This window comes from Spinactinospora alkalitolerans (assembly GCF_013408795.1).
Taxonomy (GTDB): domain Bacteria; phylum Actinomycetota; class Actinomycetes; order Streptosporangiales; family Streptosporangiaceae; genus Spinactinospora; species Spinactinospora alkalitolerans.
The window spans coordinates 4155004-4169955 of the sequence record NZ_JACCCC010000001.1 but is presented as its reverse complement, the minus strand read 5'-3'; the positions used below and the strand labels follow the sequence as shown (position 1 = coordinate 4169955).

The window sequence follows — 14952 nt, the reverse complement described above, 5'->3', positions numbered from 1 at the left end:
GCCGGTGTAAGTCATCTGCGGTGCAGCACCACAGGGACGACGGAGGGCAAGAGATGGCCGGCGCGATGCGCAAGATGGCGGTCTACCTCGGCCTCGTGGAGGACGACCGTTACGATCACCGCTATGCGGATGAATATGATGACTTCGAGGACTTCGATGAGGGTGTCGACGACCGGCGTGACCGAGACCTCGAACTCCGCGGCGACCCCAGAGCCGACTCAGTGACGAGAGCGGACGATTACCCCGTGTCCCAGGGCGAACGACGCACCGTCACCCATAGCACTCCCGCGACCGCCGATCTCGCGCGAATTACCACGCTGCATCCCCGCACCTATAACGAAGCGCGTACTATCGGAGAGCATTTCCGGGAAGGCATACCGGTGATCATGAACCTCACCGAGATGGTGGACAGCGACGCCAAGCGTCTGGTCGACTTCGCGGCGGGGCTGATCTTCGGCCTGCATGGCAGTATCGAGCGCGTGACGAACAAGGTGTTCTTGTTGTCCCCGGCCAATGTTGAGGTGACCGCTGAAGACAAAGCACGCATCGCTGAGCGAGGGTTCTTCAATCAGAGTTAGAGCAGCACAGATGTCCAGTGATTGGGTCGGGGAACGACTGTGAGTATCGTCCAGAGCGTGCTCGCCACCGTCCTGTACCTCTTCCTGTTGGTACTCATCGGACGGCTTGTCTTCGAGTTGGTTCAGTCGTTCGCTCGATCCTGGCGACCAAGCGGATTCGTACTGGTTCTGGCCGAGACGACGTACACGATCACAGACCCACCGTTGAGGTTCCTGCGTCGCTTCATCAAGCCGGTACGCCTGGGGAGTGTGGCGTTGGACCTGAGCTTCACCGTCCTCTTCCTCTTGGTGATGATCCTCATCCAGTTCGTGTGGGCGATCCCGACCGTGTAGCCGCCGCAAATGTCGGAAAGTTGTGCATTGGTTCCGATATGTGGTCTTGGTCATGATCTGGGTTGCCGCAAAGTCACGATCAGGTAGCGTCCCTACGGACAGAGTCCAAGCGCGCCAAGGAGACGAACATGCCGCTGACACCCGCGGATGTACGGAATAAACAGTTCAGTACGACCCGGCTACGGCCGGGGTACGACGAAGAAGAGGTCGACGCCTTCCTCGACGAGGTCGAGTCCGAGCTGGACCGGCTGATCCAGGAGAACGAGGAGCTGCGCGGGAAGCTCGCGGAGTGCCTGCGCGGGAAGGTGCCCCCGGCGGGCATGAACGACTTCCAGCCCCAGGAGCCTCAGCAGCAGCAGATGCCTCCGGAGCCGCCGCCGCAGCCCGAGCCACCGCGCCCTGAGCCGGTCAAGCAGCCCGAGCAGATGCCCGCCATGGCCAACATGGGCCTGCCCGGCGCCGAGGAGAACATGGACACCGCCGCGCGTGTCCTCGCCCTGGCCCAGCAGACGGCCGACCAGGCGATCTCCGACGCCCGCCGCGAGGCCGACGAGACCCTCGGCCGCGCCCGCCACGAGGCCGACGACATCCTCGGCAAGGCCCGCCGCCAGGCCGAGCAGATCGTCAACGAGGCCCGCGCCCGGTCCGAGAACCTCGACCGCGACGCCCAGGAGCGCCACCGCCAGGTCATGGGATCGCTGGTGCAGCAGCGCGAGGAGCTGGAGCACAAGGTCAGCGAGCTCAAGGACTTCGAGCGCGAGTACCGCAGCCGGCTCAAGGACTACTTCGAGCGCCAGCTCCGCGAGCTCGCCGAAGGGGCCAACGAGCCCAACGGCCCGAACACGACCGGCGGCTTCCAGACGATGGCGCCCACGGGCGGTTCACCGTCGCTGCAGCACGCCGGCCCGGGCAACGGCGCTCCCGGCAGCAACCCGTTCGCCCAGCCGGAGCCGGCCCAGCACGGCGGTTACCACCCGGGCGACGCACCGCACGAGCGTCGCTGACGGTCGGCACACCATGATGTGAACCCTTGAGTCCGTGAAAAGGCACCCTCTCCAGTGATCACCGTTTGCCTCGTCCTCGTCGTAGCGGCGTTCATCGTCATCGGCGTGGCACTGGCGCTCGCAGAGCTGACCTTGGTCTACATCGCCTTCGGGTTGGCCGGGCTCTCGATCGCCCTGCTCGGGGTCGAGGTGGTCCGCAACCGGCGGAACCTGGTGGGCCGGGAACGGGACGATCGCAGAGACGTGCAGATTCCGGTGGCGGCGACCCGGACGGACGGTTTGGGGAAGGCGTCCGTCCGCACCGCCTCCATCGGAGCGACCGGCTCAGCGGTGCCGGTCGCGGACTCATGGGAGAACAGAACGTCCGCACCCGCACCGGCCGCCGAGCCGGTGCGGGCGGCCGCGTTCCGGGAGCCGGCCCAGTGGCGGCTCCCGCAACCCCCGGACCCCCGGGACGGCGAAGCGGGCGAAGAGGCCCCTCCGGCCTCGGTCGCCGCCCAGTGGGCGCCGTTCCCCCGAGAGGAGCCGCGCGGCCGTGCCGACTCCGCCGCCGACGACGAGGTCCGCGAGCCGGACGAGCCCGGCGGGCCGCACGATTCCCACGAGATCCACGAGGCCCGCGAAGAGCCGTACCGACCGCACGAGGTCCGCGACGAGGAGCCCCACGAGGCCCGCGAACCCGATGCGACCCGGGCGGAGCCGCAGGAGGAACCCGGACCCGCCCCCGAGGAGGAGCCGCCGGAGGGCGCCGCGGCGCAGCGGTCCGAGGGCGCCTTCCGCTACTCGGTCCCCGAGACCCCGGCACGGCCCGCGCAGCACTGGAGCCGGAGCGAGTCGATCGGCGAGTCCGCACCGGAGACGGCCGGGACGGCCGCTCCCGATGCACCTGCCGCCGCCGGAGAATCCGAGAGCCCGGCCGCCGAGGAGCCGGAGTCCGTCCGGGCCTTGAGCGAGGAGCGCCCCGCCCCCGAGCGGCCCGAGGCCGCCGAGGAGTCCACGGTGGCCGAGGAGGCGGAGCCCGCCGAGGAGCCCGGGAGCGCCGCGGTCGCCGAGGACCCAGAGAGTCCAGAGGACGCCGCGGTCGCCGAGGGCGGTGCGGAGTCCCGTCCGGAGCCCGCCGCCGAAGAGTCGGAGGCGCCTGCGGCGGAGGAGCACCGGACCGAGCCGGACGGGGAATCCGTAACTCGGGCCGACGAATCCACGGACATCGAGGCCGTGGAGCCGCAGGAGCCCGCAGAGCCCGCCGAATCGGGACGCCCGGAGCCCACCGCCGAGTCGGAGCCGCCGAAGAGCACCGACCCGGCCACCGAATCCGAGCCGGAAACGGTCGAGGAGCAGACCCCGGACCCGGAACGGTCCGAGGCGCCCCCGGCCGAGTCGGCCGAAGCCGAACCGAACCCGGACCGGACCGCAGTCCTCACCTTCCCGGAGAAACCGCAGGAGTAGGCGCGCGGGTGGGCCCCTCTACCTCGCCCCCTGAGGCCGGGGACGGGCGTGCACCGTCGCCCGGTCACCGCGGATCCCTCCTTGGGTTGAGGCTTCACGGTCCCAGTGGCCAAGGTCAGAACTCACGGTCGAGATCGGCGAGAGAACCACCTGTCACCCGGTCGACCACAAGGCCGCACCGCGGACCTTGGCCGCCTGGTCACCGACGACTCATCAAGTTCTGACCGCTGCGTTCGCGGGGCGAGACGAGACTTCCAGGGCTCGGACCTGCTGAGCGGCGACCGCGAAGGGCCGGCCTCCTATTCCGGGGTCGGCCCTTCGCCGCCGTTTCCCGTGCCGCTAGGCCTTGCGGAGCCAGAAGGTCACGCCGAAGTCCGCTGACCGGGTCACGTGGGCCTCGCCCTCGGGGGCGCCCTCGGTGAAGGACTCGGCCAGCACCTCGGCGCCGATCGTCCCGGCGTGCTCGGTGACGGCCCGCGCGGTCGTGGCGTCGGTGGCCGACCACCACAGGTCGATGCGGTCGGAGATGTCCAGACCGCTGGACTTGCGGGCGTCCTGCACCAGGCGGACCATCTCGCGGGCCAGGCCGGCGCGCTGCAGCTCCGGGGTCACCTCAAGGTCCAGCGCGACGGTCTCGCCCGCCTCCGAGGCCACGGCCCAGCCTTCGCGGGGCTGCTCGGTGACCAGCACCTCCTCGGCGCTGACCTCCACCGGCTCGCCCTCGACCTGGATGTGCGCCCAGCCGGTCGAGCGGACCTGCTCGACCAGGCCCTTGGCCTCGGCCGCCTGGATCGCCTCGGCCACCACCGGTGTGCGCTTGGCGAACCGCTTGCCCAGCGCCCGGAAGTTCGGCTTGACGGTGTAGTCGACCAGGTCGCCGCCGACAGCGGAGAGCGGGTCGAGCTGGACGACGTTGAGCTCCTCGGCGATCTGGGCGCGAAGCTGCTCCGGCAGCGAGGCGAACCGCGCCGCGCCGACCAGCACCCGGGCCAGCGGCTGCCGGGTGCGCACGCCGGAGTCGGCGCGGGCCGCACGGCCCAGCTCCACCAGGCGGCGGGTCAGCGCCATCCGCTCCGACAGCTCGACGTCGATCAGCTCCTCGCGCACCCGCGGCCAGTCGGCCAGGTGCACCGACTCCGGCGCGTCCGGGCGGCGCAGCGCGGCCCACACGTGGTCGGTGAGGAACGGGACCATCGGGGCCATCAGGAGGGTGACGGTCTCCAGGCACTCGAACAGCGTGGCGAAGGCCGATGCGCCCTCCGGCGTGGTCGCCCCGGCCCAGAACCGGCGGCGGGAGCGCCGCACGTACCAGTTGGACAGGTCGTCGACGAACGCCGTGAGCGCGCGGCCGGCCGCCGCGGTGTCGAACCGCTCCAGTGCCTCCTCCACGCCCTTGACCACGCGGTTCAGCTCGGAGAGCAGCCAGCGGTCCAGCAGCGGGCGGTCGGCCGGATCCGGCGCCTCGGCGAGCCGGCCGTGGTCCCAGGTGTCGCCGGCGTTGGCGTAGAGGGTGAAGAAGGAGACCGTGTTGTAGTAGGTCAGCAGGACCTTGCGGACGATCTCCTCCAGTGCTGCGTGGCCCACCCGGCGCGGCATCCACGGTGAGCCGCTGGCCGCCATGAACCAGCGCAGCGCGTCGGCGCCGTGCCGCTCCATCACCGCCATGGGCTCCAGGACGTTGCCGAGGTGCTTGCTCATCTTGCGGCCGTCCTCGGCGAGGATGTGGCCGAGGCAGACCACGTTCTCGTAGGAGGACCGGCCGAAGACCAGCGTGCTGACGGTCATCATCGAGTAGAACCAGCCGCGGGTCTGGTCGATGGCCTCGCAGATGTACTGGCCGGGGAAGTTCGCCCGGAACACCTCGTCGTTGTGGTGCGGCGCGCCCCACTGCGCGAACGGCATGGCCCCGGAGTCGAACCAGACGTCGATGACCTCGGGCACCCGCCGGGCCTCCAGGCCGCACGGCGTCCCCGACGCGTCGGCCTGCGGGCAGGACAGCACCACGTCGTCGACGTAGGGCCGGTGCGGGTCCAGCGCGCTGAGGTCGCGGCCGGCCAGTCCGCCGAGCTCGGCGAGCGAGCCGACGACGGTCGCGTGGTCCTCGGAGCAGGTCCACACCGGCAGTGGGGTGCCCCAGTAGCGGCTGCGCGACAGCGCCCAGTCGACGTTGTTGCGCAGCCACTCGCCGTAGCGGCCCTCCTTGATGGTCGCGGGGAACCAGTTGGTGCGGGCGTTCTGCTCCAGCAGCCGGTCCTTGATCGCGGTGGTCTTGATGTACCAGGACGGCAGCGCGTAGTAGAGCAGGGGGGTGTGGCAGCGCCAGCAGTGCGGGTAGCTGTGCTCGTAGGCCAGGTGTTTGAAGAGCAGGCCGCGTTCGGAGAGGTCGTCGACCAGAGCGGCGTCGGCGGTCTTGAAGAACTCGCCCCCCACCAGGTCGAGGTCGGCCTCGAAGGTGCCGTCGGCCCGCACCGGGTTGACCACGGGCAGGCCGTAGGCGCGGCAGACCGCCATGTCGTCGGCGCCGAAGGCGGGGGACTGGTGCACCAGGCCGGTGCCGTCCTCGACGGTGACGTAGTCGGCGAGCACGATGTAGTGCGCCGGCTCGTCGAAGGCGACCAGCTCGAAGGGTCGCTGGTAGGTCCAGCGCTCCATCTCCGCGCCCTCGAACCGCTCGCCGGTGAGCTCCCAGCCCTCGCCCAGCGCCGCCTCGACCAGGTCCTCGGCCACGATCAGCCGCTCGGTGCCGTTGGTGGCCACGACGTAGCCGACCTCGGGGTGCGCCGCGACGGCGGTGTTGGACACCAGCGTCCACGGGGTGGTGGTCCACACCAGCAGCGACGTGGGCCGCTCGGGGTCGGCCAGCGGGCCCGAGGTCACCGGGAAGCGCACGTAGACCGAGGGGTCGGTGACGGTCTCGTAGCCCTGGGCCAGCTCGTGGTCGGACAGCGTGGTGCCGCAGCGCGGGCAGTAGGGGCTGATCCGGTAGTCGCGGACCAGCAGGCCCTTGTCCCAGATGGCCTTCAGCGACCACCACACCGACTCCACGTACTCCGGGTCCATGGTGCGGTAGGCCTCGTCCATGTTGACCCAGTAGCCCATGCGCTCGGTCATCGCGGTGAAGGCGCCGACGTTGCGCAGCACCGACTCGCGGCAGTGGGCGTTGAACTCGGCGACGCCGAACTCCTCGATGTCCTTCTTGCCGGACAGCCCGAGTTCCTTCTCCACGGCCACCTCGACCGGCAGGCCGTGGCAGTCCCAGCCGGCCTTGCGGTTGACGTGGAAGCCCTTCATGGTCTTGAACCGCGGGAACACGTCCTTGAACACCCGCGCCTCGACGTGGTGCACGCCGGGCTGGCCGTTGGCGGTCGGGGGGCCCTCGAAGAACACCCAGTTCGGGCCGCCGCGGGTCCGTTCGAGGGAGCGTTCGAAGATCTTCTGCTCCGACCAGCGGCGCAGCACCTCGTGCTCGACGGCGGGCAGATCGATCTGGGCCGGCAGCGCGGGGAACGGCCGGGATGCGGGGCGTTGCTCGTGCGACACCTGGCGTACCTCTTTCATCAGGGTCCGGTCACCTGATGGAGGGACGAGGCCACGGCCCCGCGGTACCACCCTCCTTGGGAGCGCCGACCGTCGGCGCGCCCCGCTTCGTTGCTGCCGCTGCCGGTTCTACTGGGCCGTCCGCGCCGATCACCGGCGGCGTGGCCGTTCCTCCGGCGGCTCCGGGGTGATCTTCCCGACGGTCATGCCCCCGGGCTTCCACCCTCCCCGGGTCGCTCCTGGCTGTGTCCGGCGGTACTCGTCCCCATCTACGCCTCGCTGGCACCGAGAATAACGCAACCGCGGGCCCGGACCGATCCGTCTTCCACGGTGGTCGGCGCGGCCGGGCATACTTGCCTGCCGGGACGAATGAGGGAGGCACGATGACGGATCAGGCGACAGGTGCGGTGCTGGTGACGCTCCCGGACCGCGACGACGCCGAGGAGCTGGCCGAGCAGCTGCTGGCGCAGGGCTACGAGCCGTGCGCGCTGCACCGCGACATGCTGGCCGGTGAGGACGACGCCGAGGACGTCGACTGGGTGATCGAGGTGCGCACCGGCCCGCACGGCGGTTCGGCGGCGCTGGACCAGCCCCACCTGGCCGCGCTGGCCGAGAGCTACGATGGGTTCGCCGCCGCTGACTGATGTCCGGCGATCGGGTTCGCGCAGGGAGTCGGCTGTCGCAGTGCGCGCAGCGCCGGCGGCACAGCAGGTCCGAGCCCTGGAGATCTCATCCCCGACCCGCGAACGCGGCGGTCGAAGCTCGATGAGTGGGCCGGTGAGCCGTTCGCTGTGTCGCGCCGTGGCTGATTGCCCGGCCCGATTTCGGCGTTTATGCTTCCCCGGACAAAGTTCAGGGAGGGGGATGCGAGCGTGACCGAATCCGCCGATCTCCCCGTCCGCCCGGGGGAGGACCCCTGGGGCGAGGCGGAACTCGCAGAGGTGCGCCAGGGGCTGGAATCCGAGGTCGCGCGGCTGCGCGCCGACATCGCGGCCGCCGAGTCGGAGCTGGCCGAGCGGCTGTCGGACTCCGTCGACGGCGCCGGTGACGACCCCGCCGACATCGGGGCGAAGGCATACCAGCGCGAACACGATCTGGTGCTGGCCTACAATGTGCGTGACCTGCTCGCCCAGAACGAGCGGGCGATCGAACGGATGGACGCCGGGACCTACGGCGTCTGCGAGTCGTGCGGCCGGCCCATCGGCAAGGCGCGGCTCCAGGCGTTCCCGCGCGCCACACAGTGCGTGCAGTGCAAACAGCGCGAGGAGCGTCGCTGAGCAGGACAGACAAGCCCGGGAAGGACCACTCCGGGAACGAGGGCCGCAAGGTGAACGAATCCGCCGCGGCCGGGCCGCGGCGGTCCATTTTTCTACTGGCCGTGGCGCTCGCCGCCCTGGTGGCCGACTTCGCCACCAAGGAGATCGCGCTGGCGCGGTTCTCGCCGCACGATCCGGTGGAACTGCTGAACGGGTTGCTGAAGCTGACCCTGGTCTTCAACCCGGGTGCCGCCTTCTCCATCGGCACCGGGGTGACCTGGGTGTTCAGCCTGGTCATGATCGCGGTGATTGCCTACATCCTCGCAGCGGCGCGCAAGGTGCGCAGCGCGTGGTGGGCCGTCACGCTGGGCCTGATCCTCGGCGGGGCCGCGGGCAACCTCGTCGACCGCGTCTGGCGGCCCGACTCCCCCCGGGACGTCTCCGCCTCGCTGGTCGGCTCCGGCGCGCAGGGGAGCTGGCTGGAGCGGCTGTTCTCGCCGCCGGCCCCGCTGCACGGCCACGTCGTCGACTGGATCCAGATCCCCAACTGGCCGGTGTTCAACATCGCCGACTCCTGCATCGTCTGCGGCGGCGTGCTCGCGGTGCTGCTGGCGTTCAGGGGCGTCAACATCGACGGAACCCGGGAGTCCGACCGCGACCGCGAGGACACCGGGGAGGCGAGCTCGGGCGGCGACGCCGGGGACGGGCCGCGAGCGGCGGAGCCGAGGCGCGACGACCCCGCCGACCAGGAGCGCGCCGACGGCGCGCAGCCTCCCGAGGCCCCGCCCGCGGCCCCACCGGCGAGCAAGGAGGACGGCCGTGAGTGACCATCGCAGCATGCCCGTGCCCGACGGCCTCGAGGGCGACCGCCTCGACGCCGCCATCGCGCGGATGTTCGGCCTGTCGCGCACCCGCGCCGCCGAGCTGATCGCCGAGGGCAGCGTGCTCGTCGACGGCTCCGGCGCGGCGAAGTCCGACCGCGTCCAGGCCGGGACGTGGCTGGACGTCACGCTGCCCCCGCCGCCGACCGCGCCGGTCCCGCGGCCCGAGCCCGTGCCGGGCATGCGGGTCGTGTTCGAGGACGCCGACATCGTCGTCGTCGACAAGCCCGTCGGGGTCGTCGCGCACCCGACCGTCGGCTGGACCGGCCCTTCGGTGCTGGAGGGCCTGCTGGCCTCCGGCGTCCAGGTGACGACGAGCGGCGCCGCCGAGCGGCAGGGCATCGTGCACCGGCTCGACGCCAACACCACCGGCGTGATGGTGGTGGCCAAGAGCGAGATCGCCTACAGCGTCCTCAAGCGCGCCTTCAAGGAGCGCACGGTCGACAAGCGCTACCACACCCTCGTGCAGGGCCACCCCGACCCGCTGCGCGGCACGGTCGACGCGCCGATCGACCGCCACCCCTCGGGCGACGGCCGGTTCGCGGTGGTCGCGGGCGGGCGCCCGTCGGTCACCCACTACGACACGGTGGAGGCGTTCCGGGCGGCCAGCCTGCTGGAGATCAAGCTGGAGACCGGCCGCACCCACCAGATCCGGGTGCACATGGCGGCCATGCGCCACCCCTGCGTCGGCGACCACCTCTACGGCGCCGACCCCACGCTGGCCGACCGGCTCGGCGTCCGCCGCCAGTGGCTGCACGCGGTGCGGCTGGGCTTCGAGCACCCCACCGAGGGCCGCCCCGTGGAGTTCGAGAGTCCCTACCCCGACGACCTGGACAAGGCCCTGGGCCTGCTCCGCGAGGACTGACCCTCCCGCGGTCGGCCTCAGGGCCGGATGACGATGCGGACCGGGGTGCCCTCGTGCTCGGCCAGGTGCCGGACGCCGTCGTGCACCCGGTCCAGGGGCAGCACCTCGCTGACCGAGCGGCTCAGGTCCAGGCGGCCGTGGTGCACCAGCCGGACGAGCCGCTCCAGGTCGCGTCTGGTGTAGCCGAGGTGCCCGAGCACCCGGTGTCCGCTCAGGGCGAACACGTCCTCCCTGCCCAGCTCGACCGGGTCGGGCGAGACGCCCATGAGGACCAGGCGGCCGTGCCGGGCCAGCGCGGCGTTGGCCTGCGGGACGGTCGCCGACCGCGCCACGCCGTCGATCGCCACGTCCAGGCCGCGGCCGTCGGTCAGCTCGCGGATCCGCCGCACCGTGTCCTCCCCGCGCGGGTCGATGGCGTGGTCGGCCCCGACCTCCAGGGCGCGTGCGCGGGTCTCCTCGATCGGGTCCAGGGCGATGATCGGGGCCGCCCCGAGCATCCGCGCGATCTGCACGGCGTGGGTGCCCAGCCCGCCCAGCCCCCAGATGCCGACCGACTCCGCCGCCGCCAGCCGGGCCGTCCCGGTGATGGCCGCGTACGGGGTGGAGACGGCGTCGGCGAGGACCGCGTAGTTCACGAGGTCGGCCTCCCGCGGCAGCTTCACCAGCGCCGCGACCGGGACGACGACGTACTCGGCCCAGGCCCCGTCGTAGTGGAAGGCCATGATCTCCGGGTTCAGGCAGTCGTCCATCGGATGGCCGCGGACGCAGTCGGCGCACCGGCCGCAGGCCCGGCCGGCGGCCATGAGCACCGGGTCGCCCTCGTCCCACCCCGGGGTCGGCGCCCCGAGCGCCGCGATGTGCCCGGTCGCCTCGTGCCCCGGGGTCACCGCAGGCAGCGGGCTGGGGATGTACCCCTCGATCAGGCCGAGGTCGGAGTGGCAGATTCCGCACGCGGCGACCTTGACCAGCGCCTCGCCGGGCCGGGGCACCGGAACCGGGACGTCGGTGACCTCCATGGTCGTGGTCTCGGTGTCGAAGCGTGCGGCCTTCATCGTCTCCACGCGCCTTCCTCCCACTCCTGCTGCTCGGGTCCGGGGCCGCCCGCCCGCGCCCCGGCGGTGACGGGCCCGGGGCGGACCGTGATCACTGTAGGCCCGTGCCGGCGGGGAGGGGCGGACGGGGTGCGGGAGTGTCGACGGGGCCCGGCCCGGTGCGGTCCGGACCCGTGCGTCGGCCCGGCCCGGACCGCACCGCGGGTCAGCGGCCGTGCCCGCCCAGCAGCCCCGACATCGTCGCCCCCGGGCTGATCGCATCGGGGTCGGTGCGGGCGTCGATCAGGGTGGGGCCCTCGGCGGTCAGCGCGTCGGAGAGGGCCTTGTCCAACTCCTCGGGCGTGGTGGCGGTCGCGCCGCGAGCGCCGAGGCCGCGGGCGTAGGACGCCAGGTCCAGCGGCCCGCTGATGTCGGTGGCCGCGGTGCGGCCCAGGGCGCGGGCCTGGTGCATGGCGATCGTGCCGTACAGGCCGTTCTGGAACACGATCACCGTGATCGCCAGCCCCAGCCGCGCAGCGGTCTCCAGCTCCTGGCCGGTCATCAGCGCGCCGCCGTCACCGGCCACGGCGACCACGGTGCGGTGCGGCTCGGCCAGCTTGGCCGCGACGGCGGCCGGCACGGCGTACCCCATCGCGCCGCTGGTCGGGGCGAGTTGGGTGCGCGGGTGCCGGTACCACCAGCCGCGGTGCAGGAACGCCGCGAAGTTGCCCGCGTCGTTGGTCAGCACCGCGTCCTCGGGCAGCATGCGGCGCATGGCCTGCACCACGGCCCACGGGTGCAGCCGGCCGCCCGGGCGCTCGGCGGCCTCCGGGGGCGCCGTCGTGGTGTCCGCCCACGCCTGGTGGGCGCCGCTCCAGTCGCGTTCGGGGACGCGGCCCTGGACGCGGGTGAGCGCGAGCAGCGCCCGCCGGGCGTCGGCGACCGCGCCGAGCCAGACCGGGGTGACCGCCCCGACCTGCGCCGGGTCGATGTCGATCTGGGCGACCGTCGAGGGCTTCCCCGGCGACCGCTCCTCGGGCAGCCGGTAGGTCTGCGTGGTGATCTCACTCAGCCGCGAGCCCACGATCAGCACGGCGTCGGCCTCCTCCAGCGCGCGCAGCACCGGCTTCGGGCAGCCCAGGCCCAGGTGGCCCAGGTAGAGCGGGTGGTCGTTGGGGAAGACGTCCTGGCGCCGCCACGAGCTGTAGACGCCGGCGCGGAACCGCTCGGCCGCCGCCACCAGGGCGGGTCCGGCGTCGCGGGCGCCCCCGCCGGCGATGATCACCGGCCGTTCGGCCCGCGTCAGCCACGCCGCGATCCGGTCGCGCTCGTCACCGCCCAGCGGCGGCCGCGGCGGCTCCGCCACACCGGGCAGCGCGCCCGGCCGCGCGACCCGCTGCCCGAACAGGTCGCCGGGGACGGCGATCGCCACCGGGCCGGGGCGCCCCGTGGTGGCGGTGCGGATCGCCCGGGCGGTCGTCTCGGCGAGCCGGTCGGCGCGGGTGACGGTGGTCGCCCACTTGGTGATGGGGGAGTAGAACGCGGTGAGGTCGACCTCCTGGAACGCCTCCTTGCCCAGGTGGTCGGTCTCCACCTGGCCCAGGAAGACGATCATCGGCGTGGAGTCCTGCATCGCGGTGTGCACCCCCACCGCGAGGTTGGACGCGCCCGGCCCGCGCGTCGCGGCGGCGACGGCGGGGATCCCGGTGAGCTTGGCGTCGGCCTCGGCCATGAACCCGGCGCCGTTCTCGTGCCGGGTGGAGACCAGCGTCATGCCCGGGTGGTGCTCCAGCGCGTCGGCCAGTTCCAGGAAGCTCTCACCGGGCACGGTGTAGCAGCGCCGGATTCCGGCGGCGGCCAGAACCTCCACGACCTGCTCTGCCGCTGTCATCGAGGCGAAGGGGGCATCGGGCACGTCAGGGTCCTTCCATCGTCGCAAGGTCCGCATGGCTTCTCGGGACCCAACGCTGCCACCTCGCCGGAGCGTAGGGAAGCACTCACCCCGCGCCCAGCGCGCGCAGCCCCGCCGCTGTGGCGGCGGCCGCGACGATCACCAGCAGGAACGGCGCCCGCAGCAGCAGCGCCAGCACGGCAGCGCCCAGTCCGGCGAGGCGGGGGAGGTCGACGACCAGCTCCCGGCCGTCGGCGACGGCCTGCAGCGCGATCAGCGCGGCGAGCAGGGCGATCGGCACGGTCATGGCGAACCGGCTCACCGCCGGATGGTCCAGCAGCCGGCGCGGCGCGGCCAGCCCGGCGAACTTCAGCAGGTAGCAGCCCGCTGCCGTGGCGAGCACGGCGATCCACAGGGTCACGACCGCACCCGCCCGTCGGTCGCGGGGCCCTTGGCGGCGGGGCCCATGCCGACCAGGGCCGCGGCCGCGGCCAGCAGCACCGGGACGCCCGACGGCAGCAGCGGTGTCGTGCCGAGCGCGATCGCCGCGCCCAGCAGCGCGACCGGCACCGCCCGGCCGCCCTCGGTCAGGCGGGGCCACAGCAGGGCGAGGAAGATCGCCGGGCCGACCGCGTCCAGGCCGAACACGTCGGGGTCCCCGATGCTCTCGGTGGCCACGGCGCCGACGAGCGTCGTGGTGTTCCACATCACGAACAGCGTGGCGAAGGTGACGGAGAAGCCGGTGCGGGCATCGGCGCGGCCGGTCTGGGCGAGCGCGACGGCCGTGGTCTCGTCGATGACGCCGTGGGCGGCGACGGCCCGCCGAGCGCCCCGCCAGCCCAGCAGGTCGGCCAGGCGCAGCCCGTACAGCGTGTTGCGGCCGCCGAGCATGAGCGCACCCAGGGCGCCCGCGGCCAGGTTGCCGCCGCCGGCGACCACGCCGACCAGGGCGAACTGCGATGCGCCGGTGAAGCAGAGCAGGCTGAGCGCGCACGCCTGCGCCACGGAAAGTCCGGCGGTCACCGCGCTGGTCCCGAAGGCCAGGCCGGAGACGCCGACGGCGAAGCCCACGCCCAGCGCGTCGCGGACCGGCGGGGAGGGGGCGGCGAGAGTGGAGAGGGAGAGGGCGGAACGGTTCACGTGACCCGACGCTAACCGCCGGGCGCCCGCACGGTCTTGAACGTTCTTGCGCCGCGCCCGCCGACCTCGGCCCCTGGAGCCGGGGTCAAGACTCACGTTCAAGATCGGCGGAGTTCCCCGGCAGGACGTCGCGGCGGTAGGCGCCGGGAGGCAGCCCCAGGTGCCGCTTGAAGTGCCGGGTCAGGTGCGACTGGTCGGCGAACCCGACCAGGGCGGCCACATCGGCGGGGGAGCGGCCGGAGCCGAGCAGGGCGCGGGCCTCGTGCACCCGCAGTTGGTTGAGGTAGGCGTGCGGGGGCAGCCCGTAGGCCGCGCGAAACGCCCGGAGCAGGGCGAACGGCGTGGCGCCCACGGCGGCGGCGAGCTCCTCCAGGCTGGGCGGGTCGACGAGGCGCACCTGCAGGATGTCGCGCGCCTCGGAGACCGCGCCGGGCGAGCCGCCCGCCGGCCGCAGGCCCGGCGCGGTGCGCGCGTGCCGCTGCAGGAGCCGGGCCAGTCCCCGCCGGGTGAGACTGGAGGCGCTCAGCCGGTCGCCCTGCTCGGTGGCCAGGTGCGCCCGGCGCAGCAGGTCGGCCGTTGCGGGGTCGTCCAGCACCGAGGTGCGGAAGGCCGGCGGGCCGGGGACGCCGATCTCGGCCGCCACCGCCGAGACCAGCTCCACGCTCGGGTACATGACCCGGTACCGCCAGCCTTCGGGCACCCCGGCGTGCCCGGTGTGCACCTCGTGCGGTTCGACCAGCGCGAGCCCGCCGCGCCCCACGCGCTGGGTCTCGCCCCGGTAGGCGTACTCCTCGATTCCGGCCTCGATGAGGCCGATCGTGTAGGTCTCGTGGATGTGCCGGTTGAACGTGTGCCGGACGAACCTCGCCCGCATCAGTTCGACGTCGGGCAGGCCGGGATGCCGCCAGTAGCGGGGCCGGTCCTCGCTCTCCTCGTCGATCGGGGTCATCATCCCAGGTTAGGTCGTGTCCGCCCGGTCCGGTTTGCCGA

At 72.7% G+C, this 14952-nt stretch carries 14 protein-coding genes; 8 read left to right on the top strand and 6 right to left on the bottom strand.

Translation table 11 applies throughout. The annotated features are described in order from the left end of the window. The first annotated feature begins 53 nt into the window (after nucleotides 1-53). The 4 genes from HDA32_RS18455 (at nucleotide 54) to HDA32_RS18440 (ending at nucleotide 3361) form a co-directional block, all read left to right on the top strand. Nucleotides 54-578, top strand: a complete 525-nt coding sequence (locus HDA32_RS18455; protein WP_179644368.1) for a cell division protein SepF — start codon at nucleotides 54-56, stop codon at nucleotides 576-578. Nucleotides 579-617: 39 nt separating this feature from the next. Continuing rightward, a complete protein-coding gene (locus tag HDA32_RS18450) occupies nucleotides 618-911 on the top strand; it encodes a YggT family protein (RefSeq protein ID WP_179644367.1) in 294 nt (97 codons plus the stop codon). A gap of 128 nt (nucleotides 912-1039) precedes the next feature. Next, on the top strand, nucleotides 1040-1915 hold the full coding sequence (locus HDA32_RS18445) for a DivIVA domain-containing protein (protein WP_179644366.1): 876 nt from the start codon (nucleotides 1040-1042) through the stop codon (nucleotides 1913-1915). A 54-nt stretch (nucleotides 1916-1969) separates the two neighbouring features. Continuing rightward, nucleotides 1970-3361, top strand: coding sequence for a hypothetical protein (locus HDA32_RS18440; RefSeq protein WP_179644365.1), 1392 nt, complete (start codon nucleotides 1970-1972; stop codon nucleotides 3359-3361). Between the two features lie 339 nt (nucleotides 3362-3700). Here the strand turns inward: HDA32_RS18440 and ileS are convergent, their stop codons facing one another. Then, nucleotides 3701-6901, bottom strand: a complete 3201-nt coding sequence (ileS, locus tag HDA32_RS18435; protein ID WP_376766968.1) for an isoleucine--tRNA ligase — start codon at nucleotides 6899-6901, stop codon at nucleotides 3701-3703. Nucleotides 6902-7281: 380 nt separating this feature from the next. Between ileS and HDA32_RS18430 the strand changes: the two genes are divergently transcribed. The 4 genes from HDA32_RS18430 to HDA32_RS18415 all read left to right on the top strand — a co-directional run bounded on the left by HDA32_RS18430 (nucleotide 7282) and on the right by HDA32_RS18415 (nucleotide 9900). Then, the gene (locus tag HDA32_RS18430) at nucleotides 7282-7542 is read left to right on the top strand and encodes a divalent-cation tolerance protein CutA (RefSeq protein ID WP_179644363.1); all 261 of its coding nucleotides are present in this window, start codon (nucleotides 7282-7284) and stop codon (nucleotides 7540-7542) included. A 228-nt stretch (nucleotides 7543-7770) separates the two neighbouring features. After that, nucleotides 7771-8175 (top strand): TraR/DksA family transcriptional regulator, encoded by a 405-nt coding sequence (locus tag HDA32_RS18425; protein WP_312863237.1) that lies wholly within the window; start codon nucleotides 7771-7773, stop codon nucleotides 8173-8175. 50 nt (nucleotides 8176-8225) lie between these two features. Next, the gene (locus tag HDA32_RS18420; protein ID WP_179644361.1) at nucleotides 8226-8981 is read left to right on the top strand and encodes a signal peptidase II; all 756 of its coding nucleotides are present in this window, start codon (nucleotides 8226-8228) and stop codon (nucleotides 8979-8981) included. Further along, entirely contained in the window at nucleotides 8974-9900 is a 927-nt protein-coding gene (locus HDA32_RS18415) for an RluA family pseudouridine synthase (RefSeq protein WP_179644360.1), read from the top strand. The genes HDA32_RS18420 and HDA32_RS18415 overlap by 8 nt, the downstream gene beginning before the upstream one ends. Before the next feature lie 17 nt (nucleotides 9901-9917). Here HDA32_RS18415 and HDA32_RS18410 read toward each other — a convergent pair whose 3' ends face one another. From HDA32_RS18410 to HDA32_RS18390, 5 genes are all read right to left on the bottom strand, one after another. Further along, on the bottom strand, nucleotides 9918-10952 hold the full coding sequence (locus HDA32_RS18410; RefSeq protein WP_179646787.1) for an alcohol dehydrogenase catalytic domain-containing protein: 1035 nt from the start codon (nucleotides 10950-10952) through the stop codon (nucleotides 9918-9920). A 205-nt stretch (nucleotides 10953-11157) separates the two neighbouring features. Further along, on the bottom strand, nucleotides 11158-12822 hold the full coding sequence (locus HDA32_RS18405) for a thiamine pyrophosphate-dependent enzyme (protein WP_246335088.1): 1665 nt from the start codon (nucleotides 12820-12822) through the stop codon (nucleotides 11158-11160). 106 nt (nucleotides 12823-12928) lie between these two features. After that, a complete protein-coding gene (locus HDA32_RS18400) occupies nucleotides 12929-13243 on the bottom strand; it encodes an AzlD domain-containing protein (RefSeq protein ID WP_179644358.1) in 315 nt (104 codons plus the stop codon). Beyond that, a complete protein-coding gene (locus HDA32_RS18395; RefSeq protein ID WP_179644357.1) occupies nucleotides 13240-13962 on the bottom strand; it encodes an AzlC family ABC transporter permease in 723 nt (240 codons plus the stop codon). Before HDA32_RS18395 ends, HDA32_RS18400 begins: the two co-directional genes overlap by 4 nt. A gap of 85 nt (nucleotides 13963-14047) precedes the next feature. Then, a complete protein-coding gene (locus HDA32_RS18390; protein ID WP_246334411.1) occupies nucleotides 14048-14911 on the bottom strand; it encodes an AraC family transcriptional regulator in 864 nt (287 codons plus the stop codon). Nucleotides 14912-14952 lie beyond the last annotated feature (41 nt).

Coding starts and splice junctions, on each gene's coding strand:
- HDA32_RS18410 (WP_179646787.1), bottom strand. CDS start 10,952: ATGAAGGCCGCACGCTTCGACACCGAGACCACGACCATGGAGGTCACC.
- HDA32_RS18445 (WP_179644366.1), top strand. CDS start 1,040: ATGCCGCTGACACCCGCGGATGTACGGAATAAACAGTTCAGTACGACC.
- HDA32_RS18430 (WP_179644363.1), top strand. CDS start 7,282: ATGACGGATCAGGCGACAGGTGCGGTGCTGGTGACGCTCCCGGACCGC.
- HDA32_RS18390 (WP_246334411.1), bottom strand. CDS start 14,911: ATGACCCCGATCGACGAGGAGAGCGAGGACCGGCCCCGCTACTGGCGG.
- HDA32_RS18455 (WP_179644368.1), top strand. CDS start 54: ATGGCCGGCGCGATGCGCAAGATGGCGGTCTACCTCGGCCTCGTGGAG.
- HDA32_RS18405 (WP_246335088.1), bottom strand. CDS start 12,822: ATGACAGCGGCAGAGCAGGTCGTGGAGGTTCTGGCCGCCGCCGGAATC.